Here is a 15,507-nt window from a genome sequence, read left to right as displayed (position 1 = left end):
CATGGCCACCGAAGAAACCCTCGTCCTCGTCAAGCCCGATGGTGTCGCTCGCGGCCTCACCGGCACGATCCTCGCCCGCATCGAGGCGAAGGGGTACGCCCTCGTCGACATCCGCCTGGTCGAGCCCGACCGTGACCTGCTCGCCGCTCATTACGCCGAGCACGAGGGAAAGCCGTTCTACGAGCCGCTGCTCGAGTTCATGCTCTCCGGCCCGTCGGTCGCCATCCGCCTTGCGGGCAACCGCGTGATCGAGGGCTTCCGCTCGCTCGCCGGCACCACCGACCCGACGACGGCCGCGCCCGGCACGATCCGCGGCGACTTCGGTCGCGACTGGGGGCTGAAGGTGCAGCAGAACCTGGTGCACGGCTCGGACAGCCCCGAGTCCGCCGCACGCGAGCTCGGCATCTGGTTCGACTGAGGACCCCGAGACGAAGAGGCCCGTCCGCCGATCCGAGGATCGACGGACGGGCCTCTTCCGTCTTCGACGGAGATCAGAAGATCATGCCGATGACCTCACCGAGGAGGTCGAGGCCCCGCAGCTGCACGAGCATGATGATGAACGCATACGCGAGGATCGTCGCGAGCGGAACCCAGGGCATCAGACTGTTCGCGCGCTCCCTGGCCTTCTCATTGCTGGTGAACGTGCCGTTGCGGGTGAGATGCAGCATCGTGGCGAAGAAGGTCGGGATCGTGACGGACCACGTGAGCATGCACCACGGGCAGAGCACGCCGAGGTTGCTCGCGTAGATGCTCTGGCCGATCAGCCAGCAGACGAACACGAAGGCCAGGGTGACGCCGGCGCCGAACGTCGCCCAGAACCACCGTGGGAACCGTGCTCCGGCCAGCAGCGCCACACCGACGAAGAGGGGCGCCATCCATCCCGCGAGCCCGATGATCGGGTTCGGGAAGCCGAGCAGTTCGCCCTGCCAGGAGCCGAGATTCTTGCCGCACTGGATCATCACGCTCACGTTGCAGCTGAGTGCGGCGTCGGGGTTGGCGACCTGGATGAACTTGTCCATCGTGAGCTGGAAGGCAGCGAACCAGCCCACCACACTCGCGATGATCAGCCAGACGGCGTAGAAGACGGGGCGGGTGCGCTGCTCGCTCATACTGGGGATTATCCCAGCGACGGCTATGGATGTGGCGAGAACGGGCCGGGGAAAACGCGCTGCGCGCGAGGGGATGCCGCGAACGGACCCACATGGTGCGATAATGGCCTGTGATGCGATGAACGGCGTTGCCGCGACACGCATCGAGAAGACTTCGGGGCCCCATGCCCCATGCGATCAGAGCCATGAGCCGGTCGCAAACCGAGTGAGTTCGCGGAACCCGCGGGTACCGCATGAGATTTCACGGAGCACCCAGTGTCCCGTGCAGGGAGTAAGCCAGAGATGGCCGATGAGAACAATGACAACAACGCCCCCACCCTCGACTTCCCGGCTGACGCCGCGGGAGAGCTGACGGAGCACATCGCTCCCGACGCAGACGACCCCACGGGGTCGTCGAGCGAGGTTGCTGTGGTCGCCTCCGACCACGACTCTGCCGCAACGCCCGACGACGCGCCTTCCGACGAAGGTGCGGCCGTCGCGGACGAGGCGCCGGCAGTCGAGGAGGCTTCCGCCGCGGATGCGCCTGCTGAGGATGCTCCTGCGGAGGACGCTCCCGTCGCGGACGAGGTCCCCGCGGAGAAGACTTCTGCTGAGGATGCTCCCGCGGCCGACGACGCTGCCACCGCTGAAGAGGCTCCTGCCGAGGATGTGCCCTCTGCCGAGGATGCCCCGGCTGAGAAGACTCCCGAGGTCGCGGCTGCCCCAGAGGCCCCGGCTCCCGTGACCGCCGTCTCGCTCGGGCTGCTCCCCGAGGTGTTCGTCTCCCAGGTCTCCACCCAGCTGCACTTCTATGCGCCGGAGGTCGTCCCGCTGCCCGCGCGTCCCGGTCGCGAGCGTGTCTTCGACCGCATCGCCGATCGCGAGCAGCCGCAGGAGGAGTCGGGCTCTCGTGGCCGTGGTCGCCGCCGTCGCGGTGCCTCGGAGGGCGATGACCAGCGCGAGGAACCGCGTCAGCGCCAGCGCGTCGTCGAGTACATCACCGAGCCGAAGGCGATCAAGGGCTCCACTCGTCTCGAGGCCAAGAAGCAGCGCCGCCGTGACGGACGCGACGCCGGTCGCCGCCGCCCGGTCGTGACCGAGGCCGAGTTCCTGGCCCGTCGTGAGTCGGTCGACCGCAAGATGGTCGTCCGCTCCAAGAACGGTCGCACCCAGATCGGCGTCCTCGAGGACGGCGTGCTCGTCGAGCACTACGTCGCCCGCAACCAGGACGCATCGCTCATCGGCAACGTGTACCTCGGACGCGTGCAGAACGTGCTGCCGAGCATGGAGGCCGCCTTCGTCGACATCGGCCGCGGCCGCAATGCCGTGCTGTACTCCGGCGAGGTCGACTGGGACGGCGTCGAGACCGGAAACCAGCCGCGTCGCATCGAACTCGCTCTGAAGCCCGGCGACCGCGTGCTCGTCCAGGTCACCAAGGACCCCGTCGGCCACAAGGGCGCACGCCTCACCAGCCAGATCTCCCTGCCCGGCCGCTACCTGGTCTACGTTCCGGGCGGGTCGATGAACGGCATCAGCCGCAAGCTCCCGGACAACGAGCGCGCGCGCCTCAAGCGCATCCTCAAGGAGGTCCTGCCGGAGTCGTCCGGCGTGATCGTGCGCACCGCGGCCGAGGGGGCGACCGAGGACCAGCTCACGCGCGACGTGCAGCGACTCACGTCCCAGTGGGAGCACGTTCAGAAGCAGGTCGAGAACCAGCAGGCTCCCGCCCTCCTGCACGCCGAGCCGGACCTGCTCGTCAAGATCGTCCGTGACGTCTTCAACGAGGACTTCACCAAGATGCTGATCCAGGGCGAGGACGCGCAGCAGACGATCCGCGCCTACCTGGAGAGCGTCGCGCCCGACCTGCTGGAGCGGGTCGAGGCCTACGAAGACGAGACCGACCCGTTCGACGCGTTCCGCATCACCGAGCAGATCGAGAAGGCCCTCGACCGCAAGGTCTGGTTGCCCTCCGGGGGATCTCTCGTGATCGACCGCACCGAGGCCATGACGGTGGTCGACGTCAACACGGGCAAGTTCGTCGGAACCGGCGGCAACCTCGAGGAGACCGTCACCAAGAACAACCTCGAGGCGGCGGAGGAGATCGTCCGTCAGCTGCGTCTGCGCGACATCGGCGGCATCATCGTCGTCGACTTCATCGACATGGTGCTCGAGTCCAACCGCGACCTCGTGCTGCGCCGCCTGATCGAGTGCCTGAGCCGCGACCGGACGAAGCACCAGGTCGCCGAGGTCACCTCGCTGGGCCTCGTGCAGATGACTCGCAAGAAGCTGGGTCTCGGCCTGTTGGAGACCTTCAGCGAGGCATGCGAGGTGTGCGCCGGTCGCGGCGTCATCGTTCACCACGACCCCGTCGTGAAGCACCGCTCCAGCAACAACGGCGGCGGCAGCAGCAACAGCGGCAACGGCCAGAGCGGTCGTCGTCAGCGCGGCAGCGGAGGAAACGGCAACGGCAACGGCCAGAGCCAGAACGCCCCGGCCGCTCCGAACGTCACCCACAGCATCACCGAGGGGGCGAAGTCGGCTCTGGCTCAGATCGCGGCCTCCACGATCGTTCCGACGGCGGAGGGCGCTGCAGAGCCGGAGACCGTCGAGGCGGCATCCGAGGCGCCGACGGCGGCCGAGCGTCCGAAGAAGGCCCGCAAGAAGCGCGGCGGGGATCGCAAGGGACCGAAGTCCCCGGCGGAGGCGCTTCTGGACTCGGTTCTGGACGCCCTTCCCGAGCCGAAGGCACCCGGGCAAGGACGCGGACGTCGTCGCGTGAGCACGGCCGCCCTCACGGGTACCCCCGTGTCGGTGAACTCGGAGGCGTCAGCGCAGCCGGTCCCGGCCGCGGATCCGGAGTCCTGAGGCGATCAGCCGGCGCACCAGCTCCTTGCCCTGCACGGGCTGAGCGCCGGCGGCGACGAGCCGGGGGATGATCTCCTCCGGCACGTCGTAGTGGTCGAGGTCGAATGCGCGCGCAGGGACGTCGTTCGCCGTCGCGAAGGCGTGCAGCTCGTCGAGGCTGGTGTCGCTGACCAGGTGCGCCCACAGGCGTCCGTGCGCGGGCCAGAGCGGTTCGTCGACGAGTACGGTCACCCTGTCAGCCTAAGTCCGCAGCGGATGGCGGAGGCGTCGCGCGGGCGCTGAGCGTGCCGGAGTCGGCACCGCTTTGCGACACCGACCCGCATCCGGTAAAGTAGTCCCTTGGTGCGTATGCCGCGTCGTCCTCGTCGGTCGAAGCGGAGAGCCTTGCGTTCGCGCCCGCCGTCCTGCGGCGCATGCAAGCAACAGTCTTCCCGTGAGATCTCGGAGCCGCGAGCTCCCCAACGAAACAGGTATGAAGTGGTTTACGCAGTAGTGCGCGCCGGTGGGCGGCAGGAGAAGGTCGAGGTCGGCACGATCGTTCAGCTCGACCGTGTCAAGGCTGCCCAGGGCGAGAAGATCGAGCTTGCCGCAGTGCTGCTCGTCGACGGCGCCACGGTGACCACCGACGCTGATTCGCTGGCGAAGGTCAAGGTCACGGCTGAGGTCATCGGCAACCTCCGCGGCCCGAAGATCATCATCCAGAAGTACAAGAACAAGACCGGCTACAAGAAGCGCCAGGGCCACCGTCAGGAGCTCACGCGCGTCAAGATCACCGGCATCAAGTAAGCCCGAGGGGACTAGGACATGGCACATAAAAAGGGCGCAAGCTCAACCCGTAACGGTCGTGACTCCAACGCTCAGCGCCTCGGCGTGAAGCGCTTCGGCGGTCAGCAGGTCCTCGCCGGCGAGATCATCGTCCGCCAGCGCGGCACGCACTTCCACCCCGGCGTGAACGTCGGCCGTGGCGGCGACGACACGCTGTTCGCTCTGGCCGCCGGTGCGGTGCAGTTCGGTGCGAAGGGCGGCCGCAAGGTCGTCAACATCGTCGCCGCAGCTGAGTGATCACAGCGCGACACTAGACATCCGGACGGGGCGGGCTTCGGCTCGCCCCGTCCGTGTATCTGCCCTCAGAAAATGCACAGCAACCCAGAGGACTAGCAAATGGTCACGTTCGTCGACACCGTCACACTGCACCTGCGTGCGGGTAAGGGCGGCAACGGCTGCGTCTCCGTGCACCGCGAGAAGTTCAAGCCGCTCGGCGGCCCCGACGGCGGCAACGGCGGTGACGGCGGCGACGTCGTGCTCGTCGCCGACCCGCAGACCGGCACACTGCTCTCGTACCACCACTCGCCGCATCGCTCCTCCGGCAACGGCGGCCCCGGCATGGGCGACCACCGCTCCGGGTTCCTCGGCGAGACGCTCGAACTCCCCGTTCCGGTGGGAACCGTGGTGAAGAACACCGCCGGCGAAGTCCTCATCGACATGATCATCCCGGGTGAGCGGTTCGTCGTCGCCAAGGGCGGGATGGGCGGGCTCGGCAACGCCGCTCTCGCCACGCCGAAGCGCAAGGCCCCCGGTTTCGCGCTGCTCGGTACGCCGGGGCATGAGGGCGACGTCGTCCTCGAGCTGAAGACCGTCGCCGACATCGCCCTCGTCGGCTACCCGTCTGCGGGCAAGTCGAGCCTGATCGGCGCGATCTCCGCTGCTCGGCCCAAGATCGCCGACTACCCCTTCACGACCCTGCACCCGAACCTCGGTGTGGTGCAGGTCGGCGACTTCCGCTACACGGTCGCCGATGTGCCCGGTCTCATCGAGGGTGCGAGCGAGGGACGCGGCCTCGGTCTCGAGTTCCTCCGCCACGTCGAACGCTGCTCGGCCCTCCTGCACGTGCTCGACTGCGCGACTCTCGAGCCCGGTCGTGACCCGATCTCCGATCTCGATGTCATCCTCGCCGAGCTCGGCGCCTACGAGGTCCCCGAGGGCCAGACCCCGCTGCTCGAGCGTCCGCAGTTCGTCGCCCTGAACAAGATCGACGTGCCCGAGGCACGCGACCTCGCCGAGCTCGTCCGCCCCGATCTGGAAGCGCGCGGTTTCCGGGTGTTCGAGATCTCCACGGTCTCCCACGAGGGCCTGCGGCCGCTCACCTTCGCGCTGGGCGAGCTCGTCGAGAAGGCTCGCGCAGAAGCCGCGCTCGAGACCCCGCCGGAGCGTGTGGTCATCCGCCCGCGCGGCTCCAAGAAGGGCTTCACCATCCGGGTCGAGGGTGGTACCTACGGCAACGTCTATCGCATCATGGGCGAGAAGCCGGTCCGGTGGGTGCAGCAGACCGACTTCCAGAACGAGGAAGCCGTCGGCTACCTCGCCGACCGACTCGAGAAGCTGGGCGTCGAGGACGAGCTCTTCCGCCTCGGAGCGGTGCAGGGCTCGACCGTGGTCATCGGCGAAGGCGACAGCATCGTCTTCGACTGGGAGCCCACGATGACCTCGGCGGCCGAGTTGATGAGCGCGCCCCGCGGCACCGATCCCCGTCTCGCGCCCAACGCCCGTCGGACGACCTCAGAGCGCCGTGAGCAGTACTACGAGCGCATGGACGCCAAGGCCGAGGCCCGCGCCGAGGTCGAGACCCAGCGTCTGGCCGCGTATCGCGAGGACGGCGAGTGACAGCACGCACCCGCGCGGATCTCGCGACTGCGGCCCGTATCGTCGTCAAGGTCGGATCCTCCTCGATCAGCGGCGAGTCGTCGTGGCGGATCCCCGTCATCGTCGAGGCCCTCGCTGCGGCGCATGCCCGCGGTGCCGAGGTCGTGCTGGTGTCGTCGGGTGCGATCGCCTCCGGCATCCCCTTCCTGCGTCTCGATGCCCGTCCGACCGACCTCGCGACACAGCAGGCCGCGGCGGCCGTGGGCCAGAACATCCTCCTGTACCGGTACCAGGAGTCGCTTCGCCCGTTCGACATCATCGCGGGTCAGGTCCTGCTCACCACCGGTGACCTCGAGAACCCCACGTCGCGCTCCAATGCTCGTCGCGCGATGGAGCGGCTGCTCGGGCTCCGCACGCTGCCGATCGTCAACGAGAACGACACGGTGGCGACGCAGGAGATCCGCTTCGGCGACAACGACCGGCTCGGCGCGCTCGTCGCACAGCTGATCGAGGCCGATGCGCTCATCCTGCTCAGCGACATCGAGTCGCTCTACACGAAGCCCCCGACGGATCCCGGTGCCGAGCCGATCGACATCGTGGCGCCGGACGCCGACCTCAGCGGACTCGAGTTCGGTTCGACCGTCGTCAACAGCGTCGGTACCGGGGGAGCGGCCACCAAGGTCTCCGCAGCGCGCCTGGCTGCGGCCTCCGGAATCGGCGTCCTGGTCACCAGTGCCGACCTCGTCGATCAAGCGCTCTCGGGAGCCGACATCGGAACCTGGTTCGAGCCGGCGACCTCCTAAACTGGGCGGATGACCGACCAGACTCCGCAGGTGCGCCTGGAGCGCGCGAAAGACGCCTCCCGCGCCACCGCGGCTCTCACCAGCGACGACAAGGTTCGCGTGCTCGAGGCGATCGCGGTCGCGCTCGTCAGGGATGCCGCTCGCATCATCGAGGCGAACGGTCGCGACATCGCCCGCGGACGTGAAGACGGCATCGGCGACTCCCTCATCGACCGGCTGCGCCTCGACGAGAAGCGGGTGGCTGCCCTCGCCTCCGCCGTGCGCGAGGTCGCCGCACTTCCCGACCCGGTCGGTCGCGTGATCGGCGGACACCGGATGCCCAACGGAGTGTCCCTCGAGCAGGTTCGGGTGCCTTTCGGTGTTGTCGGCGCGATCTATGAGGCTCGCCCCAACGTCACCGTCGACATCGCGGCACTCGCGCTGCGATCAGGCAACGCCGTGGTGCTCCGCGGGGGGAGCGCGGCCCGCGACTCGAACACCGTGCTGGTCGAGATCATGCGAGGCGCCGTCGAGAGCGCCGGTCTCACGGCCGAAGCGATCCAGACCGTCGACGACTTCGGACGTGATGGCGCGAAGGCCCTCATGCACGGACGCGGGTTCATCGACGTCCTCGTGCCCCGGGGGAGCGCCGGCCTCATCGAGACCGTCGTCACCGAGTCGACCGTGCCGGTGATCGAGACCGGAGCGGGCAACGTCCACATCTTCCTCGACGAGACCGCCCCCGATAACTGGGCCCGCGACATCGTGGTCAATGCCAAGGTGCAGCGTCCGAGCGTCTGCAACGCGGTGGAGACCGTGCTGGTGCACCGTCAGGCAGCTCCACGCCTCATCCCGCTCGTGGCCAGTGCGCTGCAGAGCGAGGGCGTCGCGATCCACGGTGACGACATGGTCGCGGGACTCATGTCGAATGTGATCCCCGCCACTGAGGAGGACTGGGAGACCGAGTATCTCAGCCTCGACATCGCCATCAAGGTCGTCGACACCCTCGACGAGGCGCTCGACCACATCCGCCGCTACAGCACGGGGCATACGGAGTCGATCGTCACCACCGATGCCCGCAGCGTCGAGCGCTTCCTGGCCGAGGTCGATTCCGCCGTCGTGATGGCGAACACCTCCACGCGGTTCACCGATGGCGGAGAGTTCGGATTCGGCGCGGAGGTCGGCATCTCCACCCAGAAGCTGCATGCGCGCGGTCCGATGGGACTCGCCGAGCTCACCAGCACGAAGTGGCTGGCGCGTGGTTCGGGGCAGATACGCGGCTGAGGGCTAGACTGGGGGACGCTGTACCCCACAGGATCCCGAACAGCACGCCACGAAACGGAGCCAGGATGAACCTCGTCGCACAGATCGCGATGGCCGCTGCCGAAACCGAGCACCACGGCAACGTCGCGCTCGAAACGCTGATCTTCGGCGTCATCGCGGCGATCGTGTTCGGGCTGCTGGGCCTGGTGACGCTGTCGTACAAGAACGTCGCCAACCGCCACTCGGCGAAGGCGGAAGCGTGGGCTGCGAAGCACGGCAAGGACGGCCACGAGGCGGGACACGGCCACTAGGCCCCCGATGAACGACGCTGCGACCACGCGCACCCCGCGCATCGGCGTGATGGGCGGCACTTTCGACCCCATCCATCACGGCCACCTCGTCGCAGCCAGCGAGGTCGCGAACTCCTTCGACCTCGACGAGGTCGTCTTCGTGCCCACCGGACACCCCTGGCAGAAGTCGGGGGTATCGCCCAGCGAGCACCGCTATCTGATGACCGTGATCGCGACGGCCTCGAACCCGCAATTCACGGTGAGCCGGGTGGACATCGCCCGCGAGGGTCCCACTTACACGATCGACACCCTGCGTGATCTGAAGCGTGATCGGCCCGACGCGGATCTCTTCTTCATCACCGGAGCGGATGCCGTAGCGCAAATTCTCAGTTGGAGGGACCATGATGAGTTGTGGGAGTTGGCCCACTTCGTCGCGGTCTCACGTCCTGGACATGTCCTGAGCACAGACGGCCTCCCGAGCGACAACGTCAGCCAACTGGAAGTGCCGGCGCTGTCGATCTCGTCGACGGACTGCCGTGAACGTGTTCGCGACGATCAGCCGGTCTGGTACCTGGTCCCGGATGGGGTCGTTCAGTACATCGCGAAGCATCATCTGTATCGGAGCAAGGCATGAGTACATCGGATCAGCAGGAGCAGGGTCCGCTGACGCGCAAGCAGTTGCGGGAGATCCGGTTGACGGGTTCCACTCCCGTGATCTCCAGCGAAGAGGCCGCTGCGGCGGCCGAGGCGGCACCACCCGCGCCTCCCCTCCCGAGAGCGGCCGAGCCTGCCGTGGTCGAACCGGCTCCCGCGCCGCCGGCCGCTGTCGAGTCCGGTGACGCACCGTTGACCCGGCGCCAGGCGCGCGAGCTGGAGAAGGTGCGCACCGCGTCGGTGCCCGTCATCGGCGCAGATGATGCCGATGAGTCGGAATCCGACGAGCAGTCCGATTCGGCGGAGGATGCCGAGCAGGCACCCGCGAACGCTCCGCGCGACGCGGAGCCTGTTTCCGCGGCGCCGATCGGGACCGATACGGCTCCCGCCGCGGACATCGTCTCCGGCATCCCGGACTTCGCCTCCCCCCGTGTGGATGACGTCGACGACGATGACGATGATGACGACGAGATCGTCGTGGAGCCGGTCCGTGCGGCGGTTGCCGTCGATGCCGTCGGCGACGTCCCGATCGAATCCTCCGACGAAGCCGAGGTACGGAGCGAGTACGACGTCGACGCGGTCTTCGGCCTCGCCGAGGACGGCAGCGACAGCGGCGCGGCGCACGAGGATGATGTGCTCGCCGACGTCCACGACGGCGACATCGACGCTGACGACGCACCTCAGGAACGGCCCACGGTCAATTCCGCCTTCGGCGAGGGCGTCCTCTCGGATGCTCCCGAGGTGCGCGCGCCGTTCCGTCCGTCATTCGATGAACTCCTCACCGTCGGCGACTCCACGGGGTCCCAGCACTCCGCGCCGAACGCGCTGATCTTCACACCGTCTCCGGGGGAGGGGTCGCTCTCGGGCCCCGTCGCGTCCACCGGCGAGATCCTCGTCACCGGGTCGTACGAACTGCCGCAGGGGATGGGCTCACAGGGCCATGCCCTCGGCACGACCGACGGCAAGGATGTCGACGCCGTTCTCATCGACGGTGAGCTGCCCCCGGCATCCTCGCCCACGCCGATCGCCGCGAGCTCGGCGGTCAGCACCATCAAGCCCGCGGGCGAGGTGATCCGTCCTCCGGCGCCTGAAAAGGGCAACCGCCTGATGGTGACGCTCGCCATCATCGCCGGCGGACTCGCCCTCGCGATCGGCGTCGTCCTCGTCATCGCCTTCTCCACGAAACTGATTTGATGCAATCTCCTGAAACTGCCGAAGAGATGCTGCGCCTCGCAGCACAAGCCGCCATCGACAAGGGCGGTGAGGATCTCGTCGCGCTCAATGTCTCCGAGCCCCTTCCGCTCGTCGACATCTTCCTGCTCGTCACCGGAAACAGTGAGCGCAACGTCGCCGCGATCGCCGACGAGATCGAAGACCGACTCATCGAGTCGGGGCACAAGCGCGTACGCCGTGAAGGCCGCGCCGAAGCTCGCTGGGTCCTGCTCGACTTCGGCGACCTGATCGTGCACGTCTTCCACCAGGAGGAGCGGGTCTATTACGGCCTCGAGCGCCTCTGGAAGGACTGCCCCGTGGTTCCGATCGATGTGGCAGAGCCCGCAGCAGACGCCAGCTGACATGACCACGCACCTGATCACCGGTGCGGGCTCCGGTATCGGCGCGCTTCTCGCCCGTCGACTGCTCGAGCGCGGCGACGACGTGGTGGCGCTGGCGCGTGACGCCGGGCGTGCCCGACAGATCGCGGAGGAGCTCCCCGGAGCATCGGTCCTCGTCGGTGACCTGGCTCAGCCGGGACGCCTGTCGTGGGCCCTGTCGAAGCAGCACCTGCCGGACCGCATCGATTCGCTGGTGCACGTGGCCGGCGTCGTCGATCTCGGAGACGTCGCAGATCTTCCTGCGACGCTGTGGGAGCAGCAGCTCGCCGTGAACCTCGTCGCACCTGCCGAGCTCACCCGGCTGCTCCTTCCCGTCCTGCGCGTGTCGCAGGGCCAGGTGGTGTTCGTGAACTCGGGTGCAGGACTTCGCGCCAATGCCGGCTGGTCGGCCTACGCAGCCTCGAAGCACGGCCTCAAGGCCCTCGCGGATGCCCTGCGGGCCGAGGAGATGCAGCACGGAGTGCGGGTGACGTCGATCTACCCCGGGCGCACCGCGACGCCGATGCAGGAGCGTGTGCACCACCAGGAAGGCCAGGACTACGACGCGGAGCTCTTCATCGCTCCCGAGTCCGTGGTCACGACCATCCTCACGGCGCTCGACCTTCCGCGTGATGCGCAGATCGCCGATCTGACGGTGCGGCCCGGGCGCTGACCTCGCTCGACTCGATCCCGGCGAGACCCTTTCCTGCTGCGCGACAGGTCCCGACTGCATCCGCCCCTCGTGGTGTCAAGGGTCTTCCCAGGCGTCGGCCCAGGCATCAGGCTCTTTCCAGAGAGAGTCCTGGAGGGCCCCTACATGTCAGAGCTTCCGGATCCGCGCTTCATACTGAACCGCATCACGTCGTCGGAGTGGGTGATCAACGACCTCCGTTACCCGTCCGATGACCCTCGTCATGTGGTGGCCTGCGTCTACGAGTTCGCCGAGACCGAGGTGGAGGTGACGTGGCTGCGAGACCTCCCGCTCGCGACCCGCTACGGCACGGCCTTCGAAGTACTCGAGGACGTGGAGAGGATGCGGGACTCGAGTCGAGCCGCGCGTCCGATGTTCATCCCGCACCGTCCTCCGCTGCTGGCCACCTAGGCCGCGCGTACGAGGGGGCTTTCCCGGAAGACGTTCACGTCGTCGTGTCGTCGTCCGGATCGCCCACCTCCGCGGCGAGGCGGTCGGCTTCGGCGCTGTCGACGGCGTCGTCGTCGATGTCGGGGTCGAGGACGCGCTCTCCGTCGACGTCGCGGGTCGGAACCGCATCCGCATCGTCATCGGCAGGCAGCGGAGGCACAGGGGGGAACGGGGTGGACATCGTCGCATCCTTTCGTCGGCGTTCGCCCACGCTACGATGCGCGCCGCCGGCACACGATCGGGTTGACGCCCGCCTCATCCCGCGCTAGCGAGCACCGTCGCGGGCTGATCGTCACGGCTCCAGATAGGCGGAGAGGTTGGCCAACGACGATGTCAGTCCCTGCGCGTGATCCCGTGCGCGCACGCCGACGGGGACGTTCCGTGCGGTGAGCTCGACCTCGGTGCCCTCTGCCACGGGGCGCAGACGCCACTCCATCCGCATGGTCCCGTGGAAGGCCGGATCCTCGGACTCGAAGTCGACCTCCTGCACGACCAGTTCGCCGGGCACGATCTGCGAGACGCGCACCTCCGAGGCATCCGAGTCCGCGGATGTCTTGCCGGGCGCATCGATCGCATCGTCGTAGGTCAGGACGAGGCGATAGGAGCCGCCTTCGCGCATGTCGAAGCGTTCGAAACGGCCCTGCATCCCTGCGGGCGGCAGCCAGGCGAGCAACGCGTCCTGGCTCGTCAGCGCGGAGAACACCTCGGCTCCGTCGACGTGGAGGAGGAGGCTGGCGCGGTCGGTTCTGCCCATGGAACCAGCCTAGGAGGCAGACGATCGGAGCATCGGGGACGAACGAAGAAAGCCCCCGGATATCCGGGGGCTTCTCTGTGGACCTGAGGGGACTCGAACCCCTGACCCCCTGCATGCCATGCAGGTGCGCTACCAGCTGCGCCACAGGCCCAATCACTGCTCCAGACGAGCCGGAGCAACTTGAAAAGAGTACTACACGAATCCGCGCGAGCACCAATCGGGGCGTGGATCCCGGGCGCGTCCTCGCGGTCAGGAACAACGATGCGGACCGGTGCGTTCAGATCATCGTGAGCATCCTCGACAGTCTCGTGATCGGCGCAGGGCAGGCCGGCCTCTCGGCGTCTTTCCACCTGTCTCGGCTGGGGATCTCGCATGTCGTGCTCGATGCCGACGAGCGGCCGGGTGGCGCGTGGCAGCATCGATGGGATGCGCTCACGATGCGGGACGTGCACGGCGTCGCCGAGCTCCCCGCCGACTCGCCTCCCCCCAGGGACGGGGCCAGAGCCAACGTGGCCGTGCCCGAGTACTTCGCCGCCTACGAGCAGGAGCACGCGCTGCCCGTCATCCGACCGGTGCACGTCGACCGGGTCCACGACGAGGAGGGCGTGCTCGTCGTGCACGCACCGGAGGGGGTGTGGACGACGCGGACGCTCGTGAACGCGACCGGGACGTGGACGCATCCGTTCCTGCCCCATTTCCCCGGGATGGAGACCTTCGTGGGAGAGCAGCTGCACACCGTGGACTATCCGGGGCCGGAGCACTTCCGCGGCAAGCGGGTGCTCGTGGTCGGCGGCGGGGCTTCCGCCGTGCAGTTCCTCGGTGCCCTGGCGCCGATCACCGAGACGCTGTGGGTCACACGCCGCCCTCCGGTCTGGCGGAGCGACGACTTCACCCCCGAGGCCGGGGCGGCGGCGGTCGCCCTCGTCGAGCAGCGGGTCGCCGCGGGACTACCTCCCGAGAGCGTCGTCAGCGTCACGGGGCTCATGCTGCGTCCGCAGGAGCGGGAGGCGGAGCGGCTGGGTGCGTACGCCGACCGTCGACCGCTGTTCTCGCAAATCGAGCCGGACGGAGTGCGTTGGGCGGACGGCGCCTTCGAGCGGGTCGACGTCATCCTCTGGGCGACAGGTTTCCGCCCTGCCATCACTCATCTGGCTCCGCTGCATCTGCGCAGCGCGGCCGGAGGCATCCAGCTCGACCGCGACGGTCGCGGGACCACGGCCGTCGCCGATCACCGGGTGCAGCTGGTCGGCTACGGTCCGTCTGCGAGCACGATCGGGGCGAATCGCGCCGGACGCTCTGCGGCGAAGGGCGTCCAACGCGCGCTGCGGACAGCCGGCGTCGGCGTCACCAGCGGTTGAGCACCTCTTCCGCGAATCCCTCGATGCCGTCGACCCGCACGCGCGTGCCGGTGTCGTCGAGCACCCATCCCGTCCACACACCGAACAACTGATCGGTGCTGCTCGCGATGAGCAGCGCGTTGGTTCGGCTGCGCTTGTCGTAGAACGGGGAGAAGGTCAGGTCGGCCGCTGCTCCGTGCACATGCCAGGGCCGCATGAAGTGCTCTGGTTCGTAATCCCAGACGAGTTCCTCGCCGATCTTCGTGAGGTGCCCGTCGACCGTCACGGCGTTCTCGGTCGATCCGGAGCCGTCGGTCCACTTCGACCCGAGCTGGAGACCGATCACCCGGCCGTCCACGATTCCGCTTCCCGCCGCCCAGTTCCACTTCACACGGTAGGGCCAGCGTCCGCGGCCGTGATCGAGCACCGCCCAGCTCCCGACGGGGACATCGTGGGCGATGCCGTCGAGGGTGACGGTGCCGGTGGCGGGGCGGGCCACATCCTTCACCGTGTACTGGAAGCGCGTGATCTCGCCGCCTCGGCGCCAGGGCACGACGACGGCGAGGGAGTCGTGGCTCGGCGGACGGGTGGCGAGGATGTCGAACGACACCCCGGATGTGCTCCCGCGCAGCCGCGTTCCGTCGAAGGCCTCGTCGATGTCGATCGTGACCCGTCCGGTGCGCGCACGTGCCGGACCCTCGCCGAGCGACGCCGGAAGCTGCGCGCTGCGACCGCCGGGGGAGATCGCGGTCGTGCCGACGGTCTCTCCGGTCGCGCGGTCGAGCACCCAGATCTCGTGCAGCGACATGTAGTCCACGCAGGAGACCGTGAGGGCGACGATGTACGAGGGCGACATCACGTTCCAGTACTCCCACCGCTTGTTGCGCCCCCAGGAGCCGCGACCGGGAATCCCGGCCGTGTCGTGCAAAGGTACGCGCGACCAGCCGACGGCGTCGGGATTCAGGCCGCCGTCCGGCCGGGTGAGGGAGACACGCGTCGTGAGCTCGCGCTCGATCGAGGGTGTGAACGTCATCGTCCTGCCATCCGGAGGGATGCCGTTCGGGTCGGCATCGTTGACCTGATTGTACGGGACCGGATTCC

19 protein-coding genes and 1 tRNA gene are annotated in these 15,507 nt (G+C 68.2%); 14 read left to right on the top strand and 6 right to left on the bottom strand.

Annotated features, from left to right (window positions below; translation table 11 throughout):
• Window position 1 precedes the first annotated feature (1 nt).
• Window positions 2–418 (top strand): nucleoside-diphosphate kinase, encoded by a 417-nt coding sequence (ndk, locus tag CQ045_RS13170; RefSeq protein WP_105724417.1) that lies wholly within the window; start codon window positions 2–4, stop codon window positions 416–418.
• Window positions 419–491: 73 nt separating this feature from the next.
• On the opposite strand, the gene CQ045_RS13165 is transcribed toward ndk, so the two are convergent.
• Window positions 492–1,109, bottom strand: a complete 618-nt coding sequence (locus CQ045_RS13165) for a vitamin K epoxide reductase family protein (RefSeq protein ID WP_105724415.1) — start codon at window positions 1,107–1,109, stop codon at window positions 492–494.
• Window positions 1,110–1,391: 282 nt separating this feature from the next.
• Between CQ045_RS13165 and CQ045_RS13160 the strand changes: the two genes are divergently transcribed.
• Window positions 1,392–3,953, top strand: a complete 2,562-nt coding sequence (locus tag CQ045_RS13160) for an Rne/Rng family ribonuclease (protein WP_105724413.1) — start codon at window positions 1,392–1,394, stop codon at window positions 3,951–3,953.
• Here the strand turns inward: CQ045_RS13160 and CQ045_RS13155 are convergent.
• Complete coding sequence (locus tag CQ045_RS13155; RefSeq protein WP_105724411.1) at window positions 3,915–4,184, bottom strand: DUF4031 domain-containing protein; 270 nt, start codon at window positions 4,182–4,184, stop codon at window positions 3,915–3,917. The genes CQ045_RS13160 and CQ045_RS13155 overlap by 39 nt on opposite strands.
• A gap of 246 nt (window positions 4,185–4,430) precedes the next feature.
• On the opposite strand from CQ045_RS13155, the gene rplU reads away from it, so the two are divergent.
• From rplU to CQ045_RS13100, 11 genes are all read left to right on the top strand, one after another.
• Window positions 4,431–4,739 (top strand): 50S ribosomal protein L21, encoded by a 309-nt coding sequence (gene rplU, locus CQ045_RS13150; protein WP_028501602.1) that lies wholly within the window; start codon window positions 4,431–4,433, stop codon window positions 4,737–4,739.
• 18 nt (window positions 4,740–4,757) lie between these two features.
• A complete protein-coding gene (gene rpmA / locus CQ045_RS13145) occupies window positions 4,758–5,015 on the top strand; it encodes a 50S ribosomal protein L27 (protein WP_028501603.1) in 258 nt (85 codons plus the stop codon).
• Between the two features lie 99 nt (window positions 5,016–5,114).
• Window positions 5,115–6,614, top strand: coding sequence for a GTPase ObgE (gene obgE, locus CQ045_RS13140; RefSeq protein WP_105672035.1), 1,500 nt, complete (start codon window positions 5,115–5,117; stop codon window positions 6,612–6,614).
• Window positions 6,611–7,396 carry a glutamate 5-kinase gene (gene proB, locus CQ045_RS13135; protein ID WP_105724409.1) on the top strand — a complete coding sequence of 262 codons (786 nt, stop codon included), beginning with the start codon at window positions 6,611–6,613 and terminating at the stop codon, window positions 7,394–7,396. The genes obgE and proB overlap by 4 nt, the downstream gene beginning before the upstream one ends.
• A 9-nt stretch (window positions 7,397–7,405) precedes the next feature.
• Window positions 7,406–8,659, top strand: coding sequence for a glutamate-5-semialdehyde dehydrogenase (locus CQ045_RS13130; protein ID WP_105724407.1), 1,254 nt, complete (start codon window positions 7,406–7,408; stop codon window positions 8,657–8,659).
• Between the two features lie 65 nt (window positions 8,660–8,724).
• Window positions 8,725–8,949, top strand: coding sequence for a hypothetical protein (locus CQ045_RS13125; RefSeq protein ID WP_105724405.1), 225 nt, complete (start codon window positions 8,725–8,727; stop codon window positions 8,947–8,949).
• Window positions 8,950–8,956: 7 nt separating this feature from the next.
• Window positions 8,957–9,562 carry a nicotinate-nucleotide adenylyltransferase gene (gene nadD, locus CQ045_RS13120; protein ID WP_105724403.1) on the top strand — a complete coding sequence of 202 codons (606 nt, stop codon included), beginning with the start codon at window positions 8,957–8,959 and terminating at the stop codon, window positions 9,560–9,562.
• On the top strand, window positions 9,559–10,776 hold the full coding sequence (locus CQ045_RS13115) for a hypothetical protein (protein ID WP_105724401.1): 1,218 nt from the start codon (window positions 9,559–9,561) through the stop codon (window positions 10,774–10,776). Before nadD ends, CQ045_RS13115 begins: the two co-directional genes overlap by 4 nt.
• On the top strand, window positions 10,776–11,156 hold the full coding sequence (rsfS, locus tag CQ045_RS13110; RefSeq protein ID WP_091037033.1) for a ribosome silencing factor: 381 nt from the start codon (window positions 10,776–10,778) through the stop codon (window positions 11,154–11,156). The genes CQ045_RS13115 and rsfS overlap by 1 nt, the downstream gene beginning before the upstream one ends.
• 1 nt (window position 11,157) lies before the next feature.
• Window positions 11,158–11,847 (top strand): SDR family oxidoreductase, encoded by a 690-nt coding sequence (locus tag CQ045_RS13105; RefSeq protein WP_105724399.1) that lies wholly within the window; start codon window positions 11,158–11,160, stop codon window positions 11,845–11,847.
• Window positions 11,848–11,991: 144 nt separating this feature from the next.
• Window positions 11,992–12,276 carry a hypothetical protein gene (locus CQ045_RS13100; protein ID WP_105724397.1) on the top strand — a complete coding sequence of 95 codons (285 nt, stop codon included), beginning with the start codon at window positions 11,992–11,994 and terminating at the stop codon, window positions 12,274–12,276.
• A gap of 34 nt (window positions 12,277–12,310) precedes the next feature.
• Here CQ045_RS13100 and CQ045_RS13095 read toward each other — a convergent pair whose 3' ends face one another.
• From CQ045_RS13095 to CQ045_RS13085, 3 genes are all read right to left on the bottom strand, one after another.
• Window positions 12,311–12,496: a hypothetical protein gene (locus CQ045_RS13095; RefSeq protein ID WP_105724396.1), complete on the bottom strand. Its 186-nt coding sequence runs from the start codon at window positions 12,494–12,496 to the stop codon at window positions 12,311–12,313.
• Window positions 12,497–12,607: 111 nt separating this feature from the next.
• Window positions 12,608–13,069: an SRPBCC domain-containing protein gene (locus CQ045_RS13090; RefSeq protein ID WP_105724394.1), complete on the bottom strand. Its 462-nt coding sequence runs from the start codon at window positions 13,067–13,069 to the stop codon at window positions 12,608–12,610.
• Window positions 13,070–13,147: 78 nt separating this feature from the next.
• Window positions 13,148–13,220 (bottom strand) — tRNA-Ala (locus CQ045_RS13085).
• 136 nt (window positions 13,221–13,356) lie between these two features.
• On the opposite strand from CQ045_RS13085, the gene CQ045_RS13080 reads away from it, so the two are divergent.
• Window positions 13,357–14,427 carry an NAD(P)-binding domain-containing protein gene (locus CQ045_RS13080; protein ID WP_105724647.1) on the top strand — a complete coding sequence of 357 codons (1,071 nt, stop codon included), beginning with the start codon at window positions 13,357–13,359 and terminating at the stop codon, window positions 14,425–14,427.
• Here CQ045_RS13080 and CQ045_RS13075 read toward each other — a convergent pair.
• Window positions 14,414–15,439 carry a DUF2804 domain-containing protein gene (locus CQ045_RS13075; protein ID WP_105724648.1) on the bottom strand — a complete coding sequence of 342 codons (1,026 nt, stop codon included), beginning with the start codon at window positions 15,437–15,439 and terminating at the stop codon, window positions 14,414–14,416. The two genes, CQ045_RS13080 and CQ045_RS13075, sit on opposite strands and share 14 nt — an antisense overlap.
• Between the last annotated feature and the right edge of the window lie 68 nt (window positions 15,440–15,507).

The organism is Microbacterium sp. MYb66 (assembly GCF_002979435.1).
In the GTDB taxonomy this organism is placed as follows: domain Bacteria; phylum Actinomycetota; class Actinomycetes; order Actinomycetales; family Microbacteriaceae; genus Microbacterium.
The sequence above is the reverse complement of the archived record's forward strand: the minus strand, read 5'-3'. Positions and strand labels throughout refer to the sequence as shown.

Bases quoted from the DNA above. Each gene is read 5' to 3' on its own strand.
- ndk (WP_105724417.1), top strand. From the start codon at position 2: ATGGCCACCGAAGAAACCCTCGTCCTCGTCAAGCCCGATGGTGTCGCT.
- CQ045_RS13165 (WP_105724415.1), bottom strand. From the start codon at position 1,109: ATGAGCGAGCAGCGCACCCGCCCCGTCTTCTACGCCGTCTGGCTGATC.
- CQ045_RS13160 (WP_105724413.1), top strand. From the start codon at position 1,392: ATGGCCGATGAGAACAATGACAACAACGCCCCCACCCTCGACTTCCCG.
- rpmA (WP_028501603.1), top strand. From the start codon at position 4,758: ATGGCACATAAAAAGGGCGCAAGCTCAACCCGTAACGGTCGTGACTCC.
- obgE (WP_105672035.1), top strand. From the start codon at position 5,115: ATGGTCACGTTCGTCGACACCGTCACACTGCACCTGCGTGCGGGTAAG.
- CQ045_RS13130 (WP_105724407.1), top strand. From the start codon at position 7,406: ATGACCGACCAGACTCCGCAGGTGCGCCTGGAGCGCGCGAAAGACGCC.
- CQ045_RS13125 (WP_105724405.1), top strand. From the start codon at position 8,725: ATGAACCTCGTCGCACAGATCGCGATGGCCGCTGCCGAAACCGAGCAC.
- nadD (WP_105724403.1), top strand. From the start codon at position 8,957: ATGAACGACGCTGCGACCACGCGCACCCCGCGCATCGGCGTGATGGGC.
- CQ045_RS13115 (WP_105724401.1), top strand. From the start codon at position 9,559: ATGAGTACATCGGATCAGCAGGAGCAGGGTCCGCTGACGCGCAAGCAG.
- rsfS (WP_091037033.1), top strand. From the start codon at position 10,776: ATGCAATCTCCTGAAACTGCCGAAGAGATGCTGCGCCTCGCAGCACAA.
- CQ045_RS13105 (WP_105724399.1), top strand. From the start codon at position 11,158: ATGACCACGCACCTGATCACCGGTGCGGGCTCCGGTATCGGCGCGCTT.
- CQ045_RS13100 (WP_105724397.1), top strand. From the start codon at position 11,992: ATGTCAGAGCTTCCGGATCCGCGCTTCATACTGAACCGCATCACGTCG.
- CQ045_RS13095 (WP_105724396.1), bottom strand. From the start codon at position 12,496: ATGTCCACCCCGTTCCCCCCTGTGCCTCCGCTGCCTGCCGATGACGAT.
- CQ045_RS13090 (WP_105724394.1), bottom strand. From the start codon at position 13,069: ATGGGCAGAACCGACCGCGCCAGCCTCCTCCTCCACGTCGACGGAGCC.
- CQ045_RS13075 (WP_105724648.1), bottom strand. From the start codon at position 15,439: ATGACGTTCACACCCTCGATCGAGCGCGAGCTCACGACGCGTGTCTCC.